We start from the raw sequence: 17,904 nt of genomic DNA, 5'->3' as shown, positions 1-17,904 counted from the left end.
TGGAGGTTAAAGATATGAAATTATGGGGTGGACGTTTTAGAAAAGAAGAAAATAAATTAATGGAAGAATTTAATAAATCATTTGAATTTGATAAAGTATTATATAAACAAGATATAGAGGGAAGTATCGCTCATGTTTATATGCAAGGGGTATGTGGTTTATTAAGTAAAGAAGAATGTGAGACAATCACTAAAGAATTAATAAAGATAAAAGCAGATATTGAAAATGGAGATTTAATATTAGAGGGAAATTATGAAGATATACATAGTTTTATAGAGATAAATTTAATACAAAGAATTGGAGAAGTAGGTAAAAAACTTCACACAGGTCGTAGTAGAAATGACCAAGTAGCAACAGATATGAGATTGTATGCAAAAGAGAAAACACAAGAATTAATAGAACTAATATCAAGTTTTAGAAATACAATTAAAGAAGTTGCTAATAATAATTCAGTTTTAATGCCAGGATATACTCATTTACAAAGAGCTCAAGTAGTAACTTTTAAGCATCATTTAATGGCTTATTATAGTATGTTTACTAGAGATGAGAAAAGACTAAAAAATGCTTTAGAAATACTTGATGAAAGTCCTTTGGGATGTGGAGCATTAGCTGGAACAACTCATAGTATAGATAGAAATGTAACCATGGAAAAATTAGGATTTAAAAGAGTAGTAGAAAACTATATGGATGGAGTTAGTGATAGAGACTATTTAATAGAGTTAATGAGTGACTTTTCTATAATAATGATGCACTTAAGTAGATTAAGTGAAGAATTAATACTATGGAGTAGTCAAGAGTTTAAATTTATTGAAATAGATGATTTATACACTACAGGAAGTAGTATAATGCCTCAAAAGAAAAACCCAGATGGTGCAGAGCTAATAAGAGGGAAAACTGGTAGAGTATATGGTAATTTAATGGGGCTTTTAACTGTTATGAAAGGTTTACCATTAGCATATAACAAAGATATGCAAGAAGATAAAGAAGGATTTTTTGACAGTGTAAAACAATTAAAAATGTGTATTCAAGTAATGGAAAAAATGATAGCTACACTAAAAGTAAATAAGGATCAAATGAAGTCATGTGTTAAAAGTGGATTCTTAAATGCAACAGAGGTTGCAGATTATTTGGTTAAAAAAGGAATTCCATTTAGAAATGCTCATAGTATAGTTGGAGCTATAGTAATTTATTGTGAAGATAATAAAAAATCAATAGAAGAGTTAAGTCTTGATGAGCTTAGTAAGTTTGCAGATGTATTTGATGAAAGTATATATGACTTTATTGATTATGATAAAATTTTAGATAAGGGAATAAAAGAGCTGATAAAATAAGATTAAATATAATTTATAACATATACATCAATTGTATTTTACAATATTTTGAAAAATGGTACCCAAATTACGCTTAAAAGGTTTATAATTATGATAAGGTTTTTAACTTTTATATATCATTAATAATAAATATAAACTTACATGGGGGTGCGACAATGTTATTATGGATTATGATGTTTACAGGGATTTTGATATTTGTTTGTGGACTTTATTTTCTTATAAAAAATTATAAGGATGGAAAGTACATAAAAAAATATGGATTATTGTCTTATATAGGATTAGCCATAGTTGTTCTTGGAGCAATATTATTAATGGAGCCTGTATTTACAAATTTACCTGGGAATTTACCTAAAGTTATGCCATTTGCTATATCTTTACTTACTTTTATGATATCAGCTCAATTACTGTTAAAGCCAGTATTCAAAAGATAAACTAATTTATGAAGCCAATTTAATATATTATTAATTAAAGTATATAAAGATAGCTAGATATTGTATGTTCCAATATTCTAGCTATTTTAATTTTCTATGTATAATTAAATTTTATAACAGAGTTAAGTTTATTATATAAAATCCTATATTTGTAAATATATTGCTATGAGGTAAATCCAAATAACACAGCAGCAATATTTACAACTAATATTATTGCACCAGTTGTATAAAATAGAGTTGATACAATCTTATTTTTATTTGGGGATTTATTTTCTAACATCATTGTTATCCAAAATGTAATAAATATAATTCCTCCAAATATACGTTGTAAGTTACCTAGATATATAGCAGTTGCAAAGCTCATAAGTAATATTACTAATACAATGTATTGAAGTACTATCCAAATCTTTTTTAGCATAAAACAACCTCCCTCTTAACAAATCCTACTTTAATCATACATTATGAATATTCATTTCTCAACTTTTAACAATTAAAACTTTGATTATATTATAATGGTTTTATTGAATTGACATAAAAATACATAGAGTTAACCTTACTATATTAAGTACATTGACACACATAGTAATGTGTCATATACTGTTTATGAAGAGAGGAGAGTTACTATGGCAGAGAAAAAGATGACTTCGGATTTATTGAGAGGAAATACAGATACAATGATTTTGAAGTTATTACTAGAAAAAGATTATTATGGATATGAAATAATAAAAAAAATATTAGATTTAACTCAAGGTGAATATGAACTGAAAGAAGCTACAATGTATTCTAGTGTAAGAAGACTTGAAGCAGATAAAGATATAGAATGGTATTGGGGAGATGAGTCTCAGGGTGGAAGAAGAAAATATTTCAGAATTACGGAAAAAGGTAGAGAAACATATTTACAAAATAAAGCTAACTGGGAATATGCAAAAAATATATTAGAACGTATAATATAGGAGAATAAAAATGAAAGAAAAAATTAATATATACTTAAATGAAATTATTGCAAATTATGAAATGAATGATGAGGTTGCAGATATAAAAAATGACTTATTATTAGATTTAGAACAACGATATGATGACTTAATTATGAGTGGAAAAGACAGTGAACTGCTTATTATATTTGCATTAAAAGTATAGGTGATTTAGATGAATTATTAAGTTCTATAACAAATAAAAAAGAAGAAAATAAATTAGTATTAGATTTTAGCGGAAGAAATTTAAATGATAGTGACTTATCTAATACTAGCGTAAAAGGTAGTTCATTTAACGGAAGTATGCTGAATGAAGTTAATTTTGAAAATAGTGACTTAGCAAATACATCATTTAATGGTAGTTCCATAAATAGTGCTAATTTTAAAAATGCAAATGCAATTAATAGCAAATTTAAAAGTAGCTCTTTAGTAAATAATGACTTCTCTAATTCTAATCTATCAGGAAGTGTTATTTTAGCAAGTGCCTTAAGTAATTCAAACTTTACAAATGCTAATTTATCTAATTGTAACTTTAGTAAAAATGACCTAACAAACTGTATTTTTGAATCTACAATTATAAATGATGCAACTTTAAGTATGAATGATTTTTCAGACTCTACTTTTAATAAAGTTGTTTTCAATAATGTAAATATAAAGATAACAGATTTAAGAAAAGTAAATTTTATTAAGTGTACTTTTAATAGAGTGGATTTTTCTAAAAGTGACTTACGAAAAGTAAACTTTGATGGTATGGAATTTAGCAATGTTAAGTTTGACAAAGCGGTATTAAGTGATTGTACTTTCAACAATGCAACTTTAAGAAATGTATCATTCTTATCAGGTTTTATGCTTAGTAATAAATATTATCGAGCACTTAAGGAAATAAAATTTGAAGGAGCTAATATGGATAAGACTACATACAATTCATTAAAGGGAATTGGTGTTAATCTTAATAATATTAATATAATTTAAAATTTTTTATCAAAATACTATGATAGGCACAGTAGTATGTCAAAGAAATCAAAGGAATCAAAGGAATAATTATGAATGATTTATAAGGTCTTGTTCAAAATACTATTATGATAGATCATATGTATTTTAATATATAATGAATTAATATATATAATAGCTAGATATTGGATACTCCAGGATTCTAGCTATTTTTACTATCATCTTTTTTATATTTAGTAAATTTATTTACTTATCAAGTGAGTCTTAAAAACAGTTAATATATTATATATTTTATTAATAAACTAACATAATACCCATATAAAAAATAATAGTATAAAATATTTAGTTATTATTTTTAGTAATGAATATATATAATATAGTAAATATATTTACAAACATATTTACTTGCTATATACTTAACTTAGAAAACGATTTCATATAAATTTAAGGGGGTTAGATTATTATGAAAAGAAAAGGTGTATCGTTATTATGTAGTTGTGCTATTGCACTGACAACTATGCATTCGGGTTTAAGTGTATCAAATGCTAGTTCAGATGAAGTAAGTAAAAGTGTAAAAGCAGGTATTAATGTTACAAAGGTTGAGGGTATATCCGAAGATACGATAAAAGGTGTAGATATATCAAGTATAATATCATTAGAGGAAAGTGGAGTTAAATTTTATAACTTTGACAATAAAGAGCAAGATATATTTAAAACTTTTTCAGAAGCAGGAGCTAATTATGTTAGAGTAAGGGTGTGGAATGACCCTTATGATAGTGATAAAAATGGTTATGGTGGGGGAAATAATGACCTTGAAAAAGCAATAGAAATAGGACAAAGAGCAACTGCAAATAATATGAAGGTCTTAATAGATTTTCATTACTCAGATTTCTGGGCAGACCCTGCAAAGCAAAAAGCACCAAAATCTTGGAAAAATTATACTTTAGAAGAAAAAGAAAAAGCAGTATATGAATACACAAAAGATAGTCTCAAAAAACTAATCAATGCAGGTGTAGATGTTGGTATGGTTCAAATAGGAAATGAAACAAATAGTGAGTTTGTTGGTGAACGTGGTTGGGATAATATGTCTAAATTATTCAACGCAGGAAGTAAGGCTGTACGTGATATAAATGAAGATATTTTAGTAGCACTTCACTTTACTAATCCAGAAAAAGTAGGCAATTATGAAGGTATTTCAAAGAAATTAAACACTTATAACGTGGATTATGATGTATTTGCAAGTTCTTATTATCCATTTTGGCACGGAACATTAGATAATTTAACAACACAGCTAAAAAATATAGCTGATAAATATGGGAAAAAAGTAATGGTTGCAGAAACGTCTTATACATATACAGCTGAGGATGGAGATGGTCATGGAAATACATCACCTTCTAGTGGCCAAACTCTTGATTATCCAATCTCAGTTCAAGGACAAGCAACGTCAGTTAGAAATGTATTCCAAGCTGTTTGTGATGTAGGAGAAGCAGGATTAGGGGCATTTTATTGGGAGCCAGCTTGGTTACCTGTAGGAAGTGCTGATAATTATGAAAATAATAAAACATTATGGGAAAAGTTTGGATCTGGATGGGCTTCAAGTTATGCTAAAGAATATGATCCAGATGATGCTGGTGTATGGTATGGTGGAAGTGCTGTAGATAATCAAGCATTATTTGATTTTAGCGGTAAGCCTTTAGAATCACTAAATGTATTTAAATATATGATGACTGGGGCAACTTCTCCTAAGGCAGTAGAAGAAGTTAAAGAAACTAACATAGTAGCAAACTCATATAAAGAGATAGATTTACCTAAAGAAGTAACAGTTAAGTATAATGATAATTCTAAGAAAAAAGTTAAGGTAAGATGGGATCAAAAAGATTTAAAAGAAATAAGAAAAAATGGATATGGTAGTTATGAAGTAGATGGAACTCTTATTAGTAATGAATCTGACCTAAAAAAATTACCAGCAAAAGCTAAAATAGAAGTAAAAAGCATAAACTATGTAGTTAACTCTAGTTTTGAAGAAGAAGATACTAGTTGTTGGGTAGTTGATTATAAAAATGATAATAATGGATATGTAAATATTAAAAATGAAGACCCTAAGAGTGGAAGCTTAGCAGCACACTTTTATAGTGATTCTGATATGGATTTTGAAATTTATCAAAATATAAGCAATTTACCCAAAGGTACTTATGAACTAAAAGCTAATATTCAAGGTCTGTATTTTGATTCCTCTAGTGAGGAAGTTAAAATGAAGTTAATAGTTGAAACTTCAAATGGTAGATACGAGAAAGAATTTTTGACTAATGGATGGTGTAATTGGCAAGTTCCAGAGATTAAAGATATTCCCGTAGCTGATGGTAATGTTAAAATAAGTGTTGAAATAAAAGCTCCATCTGAGGCTTGGGGAACTATTGATGATTTTGAATTAATAAGAGTTAATAATTAAAAATTATATAGTAACAAGTTAATAAAATTTGCATATAAATAAAACAAATAAAAAATTTATTTAAAAAATTTAGAAAATAATATTGACTATATTAAAAATTTAAAATATTATTAATATAAATTAATAATAAATTCCTAAGAAAAGGGATAGTAGCTAAGTTTAGGTTCAACATAGAGAGTTGAGGATGGTGGAATCTCAACAAGAAGAAATTTAGTGAATGGGCCTTTGAGGAGTAAATTGAAATCATTTTATATGAGAGTAGACTTTACCGTCAGTCGCACGTTATAGCGAATAGGGTATGATAGTACCTGAGAATGAGTGATGTATAGTATTTTTTACTGTACATAAATTAGGTGGCAACGCGGATAATCTCCGTCCTATTAATTTAGGGCGGAGTTTTTTTATTGCATAAAATTTTAATTTAAGGTGGTGATAAGTATGATGTGAAGAGATAGCTCAAAGGAAAATGATATAGAACATTGGTTAAAAGAAAATAAAAATTATTTAAATATTCTAGGAGGAATAAATTATGAGAACAAATACAAAAAAATTAACTTTAAATGCATTACTTTTAGCAATAGGACTACTACTTCATCAACTTACACCAGCAATGGGACTTCCAATGCAGCCTGATATGTCATTAATAATGTTATTTACAATAATGATTATAAATAAAGGTGATTACAAAACTTCACTAGTATGTGGTATAGTAACAGGAATATTTACTGCATTAACTACAAAATTCCCAGGAGGTCAACTTCCAAATATAGTAGATAAAATCATAACTGTAAACTTAGTATATATTTTAATGTTTATAAGCTATAAATTACCATTTATGAAAAAAATAAAAGAAAAAGCACAAGATTTTATAGTATCTATAATAATTTTACCAATAGGAACATTAATAAGTGGAATTGTATTTTTACTATCAGCTAAATTAATAGTAGGTTTACCAGGCTCATTTGAAGCACTATTTTTAGTAGCAGTAGCACCAGCAATAATAATAAATTTAGTATTTGGAATTTTCTTCTTTAAAGTAATAAGCATGTCTGTAAATAGACTTGGATATAAGAACTTAAAGAGTTTAAACAAATAGAATAAAAATAAATTTGCTAGTAGAAATTTTAAATTTATAATATAAAATAAGGTTTTAATTAATTGACTTTTAAGTATTAACTTCATATAATTTAAGTGAAAAGTAAATAAATTCCAAGTGAGATTAATGGGAGATATCTTTAATATATAAAGAAGCCGAAGAAGCAATCTAAGTTATGCCAATACCTAGAGAAACTTTCAGGCACAAATACCTTTAATTGATGGATCTCTGGAAAGATTTATAGAAATATAAATCACCGAAGAAGTAACGCTTTCAGGTATACAAACAGAGGATATATAGGCAACTTTAATTTAAGTCGTCCGTATATCCTCTTTTTATAGTTAGGAAAACATATTTAATATATATATTATTAGGAGGTATACTAATGGAGAGTTTAAGAAGAACTGCTTTATATGATAGTCATCTAAAATGTGGAGCAAAGTTTTTTGAGTTTGCAGGGTGGGAGATGCCACTAGAGTATGAAGGTATGGTAAAGGAGCATCATAGTGTAAGAAATAGCTGTGGTTTATTTGATGTATCTCACATGGGTGAGGTGATAGTAAAAGGGAAAGATGCCAAAGAATTTATACAATATTTAATTACCAATGATATAAGCATTATGAATGATAACCAAGTTCTATATTCTCCTATGTGTTATGAAGATGGTGGAGTTGTTGATGATTTATTAGTATATAAGTTTAATAAAGAATATTATTTATTAGTTTTAAATGCAGGAAATACTGATAAAGATGTTGATTATATTTTAGATAAAAGCTCAAAGTTTGATGTAAAAATAAATAATGTAAGTTCTAAAATAAGTCAATTAGCAATTCAAGGACCTAAGTCAGAAAAGATACTTCAAGAATTTATTGATATAGATTTAAATACAGTTGAATTCTTTTATATGAATTCAAATGTAAAAGTGTGTAATAAAAATTGTTTGATTTCAAGAACAGGTTATACTGGAGAAGATGGATTTGAAATTTATTGCAAAAATGAAGATGTTAAAGAAATATGGGAAAGTATTCTTGAAAAAGGAAATGAAGATATAAAGCCTATAGGACTGGGAGCTAGAGATACTTTAAGGTTTGAAGTTTGCTTAAGTCTTTATGGAAATGAAATAAGTGAGAGTATATCACCATTAGAAGGTGGAATATCTAGTTTTGTTAAGTTAAATAAATATAATTTTATAGGAAAAGAAGCATTAGCAAAGCAAAAAAATGATGGAGTAAGAAGGAAACTTATAGGATTTGAAATGATAGGTAAGGGAATTGCTAGACATGGATATGAAATAAAGAATGGAGATAAAACAATAGGATTTGTAACAACAGGAGTAGTATCACCATGTTTAAATAAAACTCTAGGTCTTGCGATTATAGACAGTGAATATGCAAGTTTAGGAAATGAAATAGAAATAGCAATTAGAAAAAAAACATCTAAAGCAAAAATAATAAAAATGCCATTTTATAAAAAGCAATATAAAAAAGAAGTAGAAAGTTCAGACAACAATTCTAATAATAACTATTCATATATACCAGCAACTAAAAATGATAAAGAAAAAATGCTCAATGAAATAAGGCTAAACTCTATAGATCAACTATTCTTAGATATACCAGATAATTTAAAATTAAATAGACCTTTAAACTTAGAAAATTCAAAATCAGAGTTAGAAGTATCATCTAAAGTAAAAAAATTAGCAAAAGAAAATATAAATTTAGAAGACTTAACTTGTTTTTTAGGGGCTGGTGCTTATGACCATTACATCCCAGCAATTATAAAGCATATAACTCAAAGAAGTGAATTTTATACAGCTTACACACCTTACCAAGCAGAAATTAGCCAAGGAACACTTCAAGTAATATTTGAGTTTCAATCTATGATAGCAGAACTTACAGGAATGGAAATATCAAATGCATCAATGTATGATGGAGCGACTGCAGCAGTTGAAGCTTGCTTTATGAGTATGGCACAAACTAAAAGAAATAAAATTGTAGTATCAAAAACAACTGCACCAGAAACTAGAGAAGTATTAAATACTTATACAAAATATCAAAACTGTGAAGTGGTAGAAGTTGATTTTTGTAATGAATACGGAATTACAGATATAAATAAGTTAAAAGAGGTGGTAGATAAGAATACAGCTTGTGTTCTTATACAAAATCCGAATTTCTTTGGAATCATAGAAGATATTGATGAGATAGAAGAAATAACACATAAAAATAAAGCGATGCTAATTATGAGCGTAGACCCTATTTCTTTATCTATATTAAAAACACCTGGTGAAATTGGTGCTGATATAGCTGTTGGAGAAGCTCAAAGTTTAGGGAATTCGTTAAATTTTGGTGGACCATATGTTGGATTTTTAGCTACTAAATCAAAACTATCAAGAAAAATGCCAGGAAGAATAGTAGGAGAAACTATAGATTCTGAAGGTAAGAGAGCTTATGTTTTAACATTACAAGCAAGAGAACAACATGTAAGAAGGGAAAAAGCAACTTCAAATATCTGTTCAAATCAAGCATTAAATGCTTTAAATGCAGCAATATATATGGCTACTATGGGTAAAGATGGTATGAGAGAAGTAGCAGAAGTTTGTACTAAGAAAGCGCACTATGCTTATAAAGAACTTATAAATAATACAAATCTAAAACCTTTATTTAAGGGAGTGTTTTTTAAAGAATTTCCACTTAAAGGAGATATAGAAGTAGAGAATATTAATAAAGAATTATTGAAAGAAAATATATTAGGAGGATATGATCTAGGCAAAAATTATAGAGAACTTCAAGATTCAACATTATTTTGTGTAACAGAAAAAAGAAGTAAAGAAGAAATTGATAAATTGGTTAAGTCCATAAGTAATATAAGTAAAGAATTAGAAAATGTTGATAAAGAAGCTAGTAGTTTAGCTTAGGTTAAGGGGGAGCATATTAATGATAGAATATAATTATCTGTTAAAAGATATTTCTAAAGATGGAAGAAAGGCTTACTCACTTCCAAAGTTAGATATTGATGATATAGATATAAATGAAATATTTGATAAAAAATCAATTAGAAAAAGTGAATTAAATTTGCCTCAGGTCAGCGAACTAGACTTAATAAGACATTATACACTTTTAAGTAATAAGAACTTTGGAGTAGATACAGGCTTTTATCCATTAGGTTCTTGTACTATGAAATACAATCCAAAAGTCAATGAAGACATGGCAAATATATCTAAGTTTACAGAAATACATCCATATCAACCAGAAGAAACTGTTCAAGCATCTCTTAAATTAATGTATGAATTATCTAATATGCTAGGTGAAATAACAGGAATGGATGCTGTAACTCTTCAACCATCAGCAGGTTCTCATGGAGAGTTTACTGGACTTATGATGATAAAAGCATATCATGAAAATAAAGGAGACTTAAAAAGAACTAAGGTAATAATACCAGACTCTGCACATGGAACAAATCCTGCAAGCGCAGCAATGGCTGGTTTTAAAGTAGTTCAAGTTGAATCAGATAAAAATGGAGCTATAGATATAAATAAATTAAAAGAAGTATTAAATGATGAAGTAGCAGCTTTAATGCTTACAAACCCAAGTACATTAGGATTATTTGAAAGTAATATAGAAAGTATAGCAAGTTTAGTTCATGAAGTAGGAGGACTTTTATATTATGATGGAGCAAATATGAATGCTATAATGGGAATAACTAGACCTGGTGATATGGGATTTGATGTAGTACACCTTAATCTTCATAAAACTTTCTCAACGCCTCATGGTGGAGGAGGTCCAGGAAGTGGCCCAGTAGGAGTGAAGAAAGAATTAATACCATTTTTACCAGTACCAGTAGTAGAAAAAACAGAAGCTGATAATGATAGTTATATACTGAATTACAATAAGCCACAGTCCATAGGAAAAATTAAAAATTTCTATGGTAACTTTGGAGTATTAGTTAAGGCTTATACCTATATTTTAACTATGGGTAATGATGGATTAAAAGAAAGTAGTGAAGTGGCAGTATTAAATGCAAATTATTTAAAAGAAAAATTAAAAGAGTTTTATTATTTGCCAATAGATAAAATTTGTAAGCATGAGTTTGTATTAGGAGGATTAGGAAAAGATAATAAGGAAGTTAAAACAATAGATATAGCTAAGAGGTTGTTAGATTATGGATACCACCCACCTACAATTTACTTTCCATTAATAATAAGTGAAGCTTTGATGATAGAACCTACAGAATCTGAAAGTTTAGAAACATTAGATAGATTCATAGAGGTAATGAAGAGGATAAGCGAAGAAGCTAAAGAAAATCCAGAACTTTTAAAATCAGCCCCACATAATACAATAGTAAAAAGAGTAGATGATGCAAGCGCTGTTAAAAATCCTATATTAACTTGGAAATAAAGTAAAAACACCAGATAAGTAGTTATCTGGTGTTTTTGTCTAATTATAGGATTGTTTAAGGTACACTTTTAACTTACAATATTTATAAAGAGAAAATTTAGTATGGGAATATAATGCTTTATATAAAGTTAATAGATAAAAGCAGATAATAATTAGGGGGAGCTAAATGAATAATATATTTAAGTTTTTAGAATATATAAATGAAAGTAGTATATTAAATATACTTACAATTTTGCTTATAGCAGGATATCTTATATACATATATTCTAAAAAAGAAACAGAAGAAAAATACCTAGTTTTAAAAATTATAGGGTTTTACTTGCTTGGAGGATTTAGAACAGTTTTTAGTTTAGGAAGTATATCAATTATAATTCCTATAGGATTTTTTATGTACCTTATGATATTTAAATCTAAATATAATAGAGTGAATTATAAAATAAAAGATAGAGCAGTAGTTATTGGCTTAGTTATGATTTATATAAGTCTTTTAAGTAATAAAATATACGAGTTAGTAGAGTATAGAGATAGGACAGCTACAGTACAATCATTTAGTATTAATGAATTAAAAGACAAATATGAATTTATAAAGAATGACCTTGATATTTCGAAAAATACATATGTTGATAGCTTTAATATTAAATATTCTAGAGATAAGAAGATAATAAGCCTAAACTGTTCTATTGCAGATGTATTAAAAAATAAACTATACTATATTAATTTGAGTGATGGACAATGTGATATAAGTGTAAATAAAGTAAATGAACATGATGGTTATATAATTTATCACGATAATTATAATGGGAATGATTTAAGAGTAGAAAGTCTACTAGACATATTAGATAAAGTAAAATTTAAAGAGTATAAAGATGCAGAAAGCTATATAATAGGATATGAAAAAAATAATCAATATTTATCAGAAACAAGTCTATATGGAATCAATTTAAATGATTACTCTACAACTAAGTTGCCAGATGAATCTCTAATTATAGGAGGAGTATCATTAGAATATTTTCCTATGAGGAAAAATGATAATGGGATTGAGAGTATAAAAACTAGTACTTATTTAATAGACTATACTATAGATGAAACAGATTTAGAATTTAATGAAATGGCCTATGAAGGGATAAACTTAACTATAAAAAATATTGAAACAAATAAAAGTAAATATATAACAGATATAAATGAAGTAGCATACATAGGGGAATTGTTAAAAAGAGAAGATTGGCAAGATGTTAATTTTAAAGTGAATGTATCACCTGATTTATTTATAGAAGATAATAAGGGAAATAAGTTTGGATTATGTGAAGAAGATAAATGCTTTATTTTAAGAGAAATTAACGGAACTAAAGCATGGTATTTAATATCAACTGAGTTATATGATAAAATAAATTATTATACTTTTGAATAAAAAATATAACTTTAATTTTATAGTATGAGATATAATAAAAGAATAAAAATAGGAGTGTATTATGTTAAATAAACATAGTATACTCCTATTTTATTATAGATTAATTTTTTAAAAACCAAAAACAAATTGAATTATAGTAGATACAATCACTATAATAATACCTATAAGTATCTCATAATGAATTAACTTAAAACGTTCAGTTATATCCATTGAAACACTTTTAGAACTTGCATGGAATAATGCACCATGAGGTAAATGTTCAAATACACATGCCCCTGCATTAACCATAGCAGCACCAGAGATTCCAGACAAACCAGAATCTAAAATTACTTCTGAGAATGTAGATGATGCAATAGTTGATCCACCAGTAGTAGAAGCAGTAGCAAGTGACATTACCATACCAGAAATAGGTGCTAATAAAAATTGAGGTATATTCATAACTTCTAATAACTCTATAGTACTATGTTGTAAATTAGACATTTGAATAATTCCAACTAAAGTACCTGTTCCAAGTAGCAAAATACATACGCCTTGCATTTTTGTTACTCCAAAAGCTAAATACTCCTTAGTATTTTTTAGATTATTTGTAGCAATAATACTTACAACAGCACCCACAGGTAATGCTACAAGTGGATCAACTACAATACTAGAAATATTCCCTAAGAATAACAAACAAATAGAAACTATAGGACCTATTAAAGAAGCAAATAAACTTGGTAAATTTTCATTTTCTTCTATATTTATCTCCATGTCAATTTTACTACCTTTATTAATTAATGTTCTTGCTAAAATAGTAGTTACTAAAACTCCACATATAGCAGGAATTATATTTGCAAGCATAACACTTGATAATTCTACATTGAAATTACTTGCAGCTGCTAAGGTATTTGGATTTGGAGAAATAATATTTCCTGCTTTTCCCCCACCTAGTGCTGCTAAAAGTATCGCAAGTTTTGAGTATCCTAATTTATGACCTATAGACATTCCAATAGGTCCAACAGTAAGGACAACCACATCTAAATCTACTCCTACACCAGCAAGTACCATAGATGACAATACAATACCTAATATTGCTTTTTTCATGCCAAGTATTTTTATTATCTCCTCAGAAATTCTTTCAACTGCGCCAGTTTTAATCAATGTTGCAGCTAAAAAACCTGATGTCATTACTCTAAGAATAGCAGGAGCCATACTTTGAGCACCGCTAGCCATATATTCAACAGTATCAACTAAATTAGCACCACCTGCTAGTCCTCCAACTAATGCACCGAATACTAAACAATAAAATGGTTCAAATTTTTTTATAATAAGTAAAATTGCTACTATTAAGCCAATAATTGCTCCAAATGTTGTTATTATCATATTGTCAATCTCCTTATTTATTAAAATTATTAACTATATAATTATAGTACAAAAAAAGTTTAAATGTGTCAAATGCAATTTAATTAGTTTAATTACATTGAACAAGGTAAATATAAAATTATAATTAAATCAAGTAAAGGAATTATCATATCATATTTTTTATGGATATAATAGTTAAGCAAATTAATTAATTTAATTAACTATTAGGAGGATTTATGAAGAATTTTATTTTTGTATTTAATGAAATATATAACAATTTCATGGATAAATATTATGATAGTTCTGATATATTAAACTACTATTATTTAACAGAAAAAGAATTTCAGTATCTAGATATTATATATAATTCAGAGCAAATAACACTATCTGATTTTGCATCAAAGTCAAAAGTTTCAAAGTCTGGTGCTACTCAAATAATAAATAAATTTATTAAATCAGAATATGTTGTAAAAACTTTATCTAAAACGGATAAAAGAGTATATTATGGATATTAAAATAAAAGAGTTGATGAAAAAAGACTTTAATAAAGCTCGAAAATTTGCAATTGAAGGAATGAATTTAAATTGGTATACAAGTAATAAACTAGAATTATAACTATATAGTAAATATTTTTGGTATTTAGAAATATCTAAAGCTACCAAAGCACTAGGTGCTTATATTGATAATGAGTTAGTGGGTGTTTTATTAGTTGATATGATAATGCTAATATTATGCTTTTAGAAGAGTTTAAAAAGAATAATAAGGTTGATGGAGAAATTAATTTCTTTGCAGTTGACCCTACTATCAAAGGAAAAGGTATAGGCTCTTTATTATTAAAGGAATTGGAAAAACAAGAAAAAGATAAATTAATATATTTATATACAGATAGTGGCTCTACTTATCAGTTTTATTTACATAGAGGATTTATACAGTCTGGAAGAAAAGATATACTGCTTAAGATGAATAGTGAAGATGTACATCTAATATGCTTTTTATTTAGCAAAAGGTTATGATAATATGTTAAAAGTAAAAAGTATTAATAAAAGGTTAAGTGAATACAAGAAGAATATGAAATGTTAATTAAAAAGTTTTCATTTGGTTTTATAACACTAAAACTTAAATGATATATAATACTTTGTAATATTAATATAGTGATAACTTGTAAGTAGGAGCAAATGCTCCTACTTTTTTGTATCAAAATAGTTTATAATATGAACACCATATTAAATCTAGTTTATTATTACAATACAACTGCAAATATAACTTTACTTTCCTTATCTGATTGGTTTTCCCATTTATGATTAACACCTACAGGTACTTTTACACTATCACCTTTATTTAAAATAAACTTATCTTCATCCATATAAAGTACAGCTTCACCTTCTAGGATATAAGCAATTTCATAACCTCTATGATGAATAGGATCATTACAAGATGAAGTATTAGGAGCTAAATTCATAATTGCAAACTCCAAATCATTAGAATTATCATTAGGAGATAAAATCTCATAAATGACATCATTGCTTCCTGGCAATATAACTTTTTTTCTATTATCACTTCTAACTATTAACTCCTCTTTGTTAACTTCAGACATAAAGAATGTGAAAAGAGGGACATTTAAAGCAGAAGAAATTGATTTTAAAGAGTTTACTGAAGGATTAGCAAGACCTCTTTCTATCTGACTAAGAAGAGAAGGTGTAACCTCAGCTAGTTTTGCCAAATCACGAATGCTTAAATTTTGTTTTTTCCTAATTAGAGATATTTTTTCGCCTATATTTATATCACTCATATGTACACTCCAATACTAAATTATATAAATTTATTATATCATAAGAAATAAAAAAGAGCTGTTATTTAAAAGATTAGCTTATTTAATCATTATAATACAACTCTTTTATATGATAATTTTAATAAGAGCTAATAATAGTTCTAATTAAAACATATTTTTTATCAAACTAAATAATGAAAATCCAAGGGCTACTATAGTAGTTATAAAAAATAACTTTCCTAAAGGTGAACCTATATTTATAGTCCATCCTATACCAAATCGTTTTTGAACCATAAAAGATGGATCATTAGGATTGTTATATACCATACCAAAAATCCAATTTTTCTCATCATCTTCAGAAGAATAAGAAGATGTATATTTTGAATTAGGAGATTTAACAAAATTTAAACATAATAAGACCACTGATGCTAAAGTAATAAATGTTGTTATTTTAAATATAAAAGGATTTATACTTATACCAAACATACTTATAAATGAGCAAATAGCAAGTAGCGTAAATGAAATCACAAGTATGAAAAAACCGTAACCAGTTTTTCTTAAATACTTAATATTTTCAGATTTACTTATTTCGATATTTTCAGTATCAACCTTTAATCTAGATTTTAAAGAGCTAATACTTATGAAGCTTATTAAAATTACTGAACCTAACATTGATAATAAGCATCCTAATAAGTTTATAGTAGTATTAGGTATAAAGTCTTGAACAGAGCCATTGTAATCAAATTGCGTTGGTATATATTCACCTAAATTATCTTTATTTATAAAAGTAAATATACATCCTACTAAAACTATAAGTATTGGTATTAGATATAAGTATTTAAACTTATTTATCAATTTATCCCTTTCATTTAAAAATTCCATATCTACAAAAACTTGAGCAGTTTTTCTTTCTGAAACTACATTGTTTTTTAATAACTCAGATTTAATATTTTTTATTTTACTATGAAGTATTACATAAATAATAGAGCTATATACTAAATAAGCAATTAAAGCAAAAGTAAATCCTATCTCGATATTATTTGAAAAAAACATAAACATAATAAATAAAAGTAGTACTACAATAAATCCTATAGTATGATAAAATTTAAACTTTTTATTAAAAGCCTTTATTTGATTCTCATCAATGTAATTCTTATCTATATTCACACCGTACAAATACTTATTACCATTAAGAATATTCATGTTGCTAAAAATAAGATATAAAATTATTAATGGAAGAAAATATGAAGATAAATATAATATATTATTCATAATGTTTCACCTCATAAGAATCAAATAATTTGCTACTTAACTCTAAAAACTCTTCTTTAGTCATGCCAGATAAATAAGATTTAGCAGTTAAAAGTTCTAAGTCATCTTTTGTAGATTCTCTTGTTTTACTATTTTCTTTCATAGGTAAATTCGCAATGATAGCACCTTTTCTTCTATCAATATTTAATAATCCATCATCTTTTAACTGATTATATGCTTTGTTAACTGTATGAAGATTAACACCTATACTTTCTGCCATACTTCTAACTGAAGGTAATGATTCATTAATTTTAAGTTCCCCTTTAGCTATTGCTTTAGTTATTTCCTCTGTTATTTGTATATATATAGATTTATCACTATTAAAATCTAATTTTAAAATCATAAAGTCACCTCAATCTATTTAATAGTTGTTATATAGATAGTATAACAGAAAAAAGAAAATTTCTTAAGCCTTATAATATAAAAACTTAATTACAAACCTTTAAATATTGAAAA

General features: G+C 26.8%; 17 protein-coding genes, 1 riboswitch and 1 other annotated feature. Of the genes, 12 read left to right on the top strand and 5 right to left on the bottom strand.

Going from position 1 to position 17,904, the window contains the following annotated elements:
* The first annotated feature begins 14 nt into the window (after positions 1–14).
* The gene (argH, locus tag H8923_RS12790) at positions 15–1,331 is read left to right on the top strand and encodes an argininosuccinate lyase (RefSeq protein ID WP_153972404.1); all 1,317 of its coding nucleotides are present in this window, start codon (positions 15–17) and stop codon (positions 1,329–1,331) included.
* Between the two features lie 155 nt (positions 1,332–1,486).
* The gene (locus H8923_RS12785) at positions 1,487–1,762 is read left to right on the top strand and encodes a hypothetical protein (RefSeq protein ID WP_153972405.1); all 276 of its coding nucleotides are present in this window, start codon (positions 1,487–1,489) and stop codon (positions 1,760–1,762) included.
* Positions 1,763–1,925: 163 nt separating this feature from the next.
* Here the strand turns inward: H8923_RS12785 and H8923_RS12780 are convergent, their stop codons facing one another.
* Entirely contained in the window at positions 1,926–2,180 is a 255-nt protein-coding gene (locus H8923_RS12780) for a hypothetical protein (RefSeq protein ID WP_153972406.1), read from the bottom strand.
* Between the two features lie 205 nt (positions 2,181–2,385).
* Between H8923_RS12780 and H8923_RS12775 the strand changes: the two genes are divergently transcribed.
* The 8 genes from H8923_RS12775 (at position 2,386) to H8923_RS12740 (ending at position 13,028) form a co-directional block, all read left to right on the top strand.
* Complete coding sequence (locus H8923_RS12775) at positions 2,386–2,715, top strand: PadR family transcriptional regulator (RefSeq protein ID WP_153972407.1); 330 nt, start codon at positions 2,386–2,388, stop codon at positions 2,713–2,715.
* Positions 2,716–2,725: 10 nt separating this feature from the next.
* The gene (locus H8923_RS12770) at positions 2,726–2,899 is read left to right on the top strand and encodes a hypothetical protein (protein WP_153972408.1); all 174 of its coding nucleotides are present in this window, start codon (positions 2,726–2,728) and stop codon (positions 2,897–2,899) included.
* Positions 2,881–3,705: a pentapeptide repeat-containing protein gene (locus H8923_RS12765; protein ID WP_317982877.1), complete on the top strand. Its 825-nt coding sequence runs from the start codon at positions 2,881–2,883 to the stop codon at positions 3,703–3,705. Before H8923_RS12770 ends, H8923_RS12765 begins: the two co-directional genes overlap by 19 nt.
* A gap of 442 nt (positions 3,706–4,147) precedes the next feature.
* The gene (locus H8923_RS17645; protein WP_172976741.1) at positions 4,148–6,133 is read left to right on the top strand and encodes a glycosyl hydrolase 53 family protein; all 1,986 of its coding nucleotides are present in this window, start codon (positions 4,148–4,150) and stop codon (positions 6,131–6,133) included.
* A gap of 127 nt (positions 6,134–6,260) precedes the next feature.
* Positions 6,261–6,516: a binding site (T-box leader), on the top strand.
* A 146-nt stretch (positions 6,517–6,662) separates the two neighbouring features.
* On the top strand, positions 6,663–7,229 hold the full coding sequence (locus tag H8923_RS12755; protein ID WP_153972410.1) for a tryptophan transporter: 567 nt from the start codon (positions 6,663–6,665) through the stop codon (positions 7,227–7,229).
* Between the two features lie 117 nt (positions 7,230–7,346).
* Positions 7,347–7,452, top strand: a riboswitch (glycine riboswitch).
* 162 nt (positions 7,453–7,614) lie between these two features.
* A complete protein-coding gene (gene gcvPA / locus H8923_RS17695) occupies positions 7,615–10,140 on the top strand; it encodes an aminomethyl-transferring glycine dehydrogenase subunit GcvPA (protein WP_153972411.1) in 2,526 nt (841 codons plus the stop codon).
* Positions 10,141–10,159: 19 nt separating this feature from the next.
* Positions 10,160–11,620 carry an aminomethyl-transferring glycine dehydrogenase subunit GcvPB gene (gene gcvPB, locus H8923_RS12745; RefSeq protein ID WP_153972412.1) on the top strand — a complete coding sequence of 487 codons (1,461 nt, stop codon included), beginning with the start codon at positions 10,160–10,162 and terminating at the stop codon, positions 11,618–11,620.
* A 166-nt stretch (positions 11,621–11,786) separates the two neighbouring features.
* Positions 11,787–13,028, top strand: a complete 1,242-nt coding sequence (locus H8923_RS12740) for a hypothetical protein (RefSeq protein WP_153972413.1) — start codon at positions 11,787–11,789, stop codon at positions 13,026–13,028.
* 108 nt (positions 13,029–13,136) lie between these two features.
* Here the strand turns inward: H8923_RS12740 and H8923_RS12735 are convergent, their stop codons facing one another.
* Complete coding sequence (locus tag H8923_RS12735; protein ID WP_153972414.1) at positions 13,137–14,390, bottom strand: GntP family permease; 1,254 nt, start codon at positions 14,388–14,390, stop codon at positions 13,137–13,139.
* 215 nt (positions 14,391–14,605) lie between these two features.
* Here H8923_RS12735 and H8923_RS12730 point away from each other — a divergent pair, with 215 nt between their 5' ends.
* The gene (locus tag H8923_RS12730) at positions 14,606–14,884 is read left to right on the top strand and encodes a MarR family transcriptional regulator (protein ID WP_153972415.1); all 279 of its coding nucleotides are present in this window, start codon (positions 14,606–14,608) and stop codon (positions 14,882–14,884) included.
* A gap of 216 nt (positions 14,885–15,100) precedes the next feature.
* Positions 15,101–15,382 (top strand): GNAT family N-acetyltransferase, encoded by a 282-nt coding sequence (locus H8923_RS17365; protein WP_243139975.1) that lies wholly within the window; start codon positions 15,101–15,103, stop codon positions 15,380–15,382.
* Positions 15,383–15,609: 227 nt separating this feature from the next.
* Here the strand turns inward: H8923_RS17365 and H8923_RS12720 are convergent, their stop codons facing one another.
* From H8923_RS12720 to H8923_RS12710, 3 genes are all read right to left on the bottom strand, one after another.
* Positions 15,610–16,158, bottom strand: a complete 549-nt coding sequence (locus H8923_RS12720; RefSeq protein WP_153972416.1) for a cupin domain-containing protein — start codon at positions 16,156–16,158, stop codon at positions 15,610–15,612.
* A gap of 144 nt (positions 16,159–16,302) precedes the next feature.
* The gene (locus H8923_RS12715; RefSeq protein ID WP_153972417.1) at positions 16,303–17,409 is read right to left on the bottom strand and encodes a DUF5808 domain-containing protein; all 1,107 of its coding nucleotides are present in this window, start codon (positions 17,407–17,409) and stop codon (positions 16,303–16,305) included.
* The gene (locus H8923_RS12710; protein WP_153972418.1) at positions 17,402–17,791 is read right to left on the bottom strand and encodes a GntR family transcriptional regulator; all 390 of its coding nucleotides are present in this window, start codon (positions 17,789–17,791) and stop codon (positions 17,402–17,404) included. The genes H8923_RS12715 and H8923_RS12710 overlap by 8 nt, the downstream gene beginning before the upstream one ends.
* Positions 17,792–17,904 lie beyond the last annotated feature (113 nt).

The sequence above is a fragment of the Romboutsia faecis genome (genome assembly GCF_014323405.1).
GTDB classification, from domain to species: Bacteria; Bacillota; Clostridia; order Peptostreptococcales; family Peptostreptococcaceae; genus Romboutsia_E; species Romboutsia_E faecis.
The sequence above is the reverse complement of the archived record's forward strand: the minus strand, read 5'-3'. Positions and strand labels throughout refer to the sequence as shown.

Excerpts from the sequence above, each read along its gene's own strand:
- argH (WP_153972404.1), top strand. The coding sequence starts at position 15 with ATGAAATTATGGGGTGGACGTTTTAGAAAAGAAGAAAATAAATTAATG.
- H8923_RS12785 (WP_153972405.1), top strand. The coding sequence starts at position 1,487 with ATGTTATTATGGATTATGATGTTTACAGGGATTTTGATATTTGTTTGT.
- H8923_RS12780 (WP_153972406.1), bottom strand. The coding sequence starts at position 2,180 with ATGCTAAAAAAGATTTGGATAGTACTTCAATACATTGTATTAGTAATA.
- H8923_RS12775 (WP_153972407.1), top strand. The coding sequence starts at position 2,386 with ATGGCAGAGAAAAAGATGACTTCGGATTTATTGAGAGGAAATACAGAT.
- H8923_RS12770 (WP_153972408.1), top strand. The coding sequence starts at position 2,726 with ATGAAAGAAAAAATTAATATATACTTAAATGAAATTATTGCAAATTAT.
- H8923_RS17645 (WP_172976741.1), top strand. The coding sequence starts at position 4,148 with ATGAAAAGAAAAGGTGTATCGTTATTATGTAGTTGTGCTATTGCACTG.
- H8923_RS12755 (WP_153972410.1), top strand. The coding sequence starts at position 6,663 with ATGAGAACAAATACAAAAAAATTAACTTTAAATGCATTACTTTTAGCA.
- gcvPA (WP_153972411.1), top strand. The coding sequence starts at position 7,615 with ATGGAGAGTTTAAGAAGAACTGCTTTATATGATAGTCATCTAAAATGT.
- gcvPB (WP_153972412.1), top strand. The coding sequence starts at position 10,160 with ATGATAGAATATAATTATCTGTTAAAAGATATTTCTAAAGATGGAAGA.
- H8923_RS12740 (WP_153972413.1), top strand. The coding sequence starts at position 11,787 with ATGAATAATATATTTAAGTTTTTAGAATATATAAATGAAAGTAGTATA.
- H8923_RS12735 (WP_153972414.1), bottom strand. The coding sequence starts at position 14,390 with ATGATAATAACAACATTTGGAGCAATTATTGGCTTAATAGTAGCAATT.
- H8923_RS12730 (WP_153972415.1), top strand. The coding sequence starts at position 14,606 with ATGAAGAATTTTATTTTTGTATTTAATGAAATATATAACAATTTCATG.
- H8923_RS17365 (WP_243139975.1), top strand. The coding sequence starts at position 15,101 with ATGCTTTTAGAAGAGTTTAAAAAGAATAATAAGGTTGATGGAGAAATT.
- H8923_RS12720 (WP_153972416.1), bottom strand. The coding sequence starts at position 16,158 with ATGAGTGATATAAATATAGGCGAAAAAATATCTCTAATTAGGAAAAAA.
- H8923_RS12715 (WP_153972417.1), bottom strand. The coding sequence starts at position 17,409 with ATGAATAATATATTATATTTATCTTCATATTTTCTTCCATTAATAATT.
- H8923_RS12710 (WP_153972418.1), bottom strand. The coding sequence starts at position 17,791 with ATGATTTTAAAATTAGATTTTAATAGTGATAAATCTATATATATACAA.